The sequence below is a fragment of the Flavonifractor plautii ATCC 29863 genome (genome assembly GCF_000239295.1).
Taxonomy (GTDB): Bacteria; Bacillota; Clostridia; order Oscillospirales; family Oscillospiraceae; genus Flavonifractor; species Flavonifractor plautii.
This window is the reverse complement of record NZ_JH417767.1, coordinates 3,487-3,825: the sequence shown is the minus strand read 5'-3', so window position 1 is coordinate 3,825 and position 339 is coordinate 3,487.

Sequence of the window (339 nt, the reverse complement as noted above, 5' to 3'; positions counted from 1 at the left end):
ACTTGCGGGTGGTTCGTGCAGCACTACCGATATACCGGGGCCTACCCCTGGTTTGCTGTGGTGGGGTGTGGGCACTGTACCGACCCAGGGCGGAGCACAAGAAAACATCTGGCCCGTGATCCGGTTTGGCGTGGGTGTGAGCATTGGATGTCCGGCGGCTGAGTGCTGCCGGGCTCTCCTCTGACCGTGAAAACCTGAATAAACCTGAAATTCCCACAGGGGGAGCACCGCATACAGGGCCATACATGCGGCGCTTTTTGTTTTATCGGGCGCGGTCTATTGGAAAAGGCTACCCACGCCGTTTTCCTCCGGTCATGTTCCCCACTCCGGAGGAAGGGG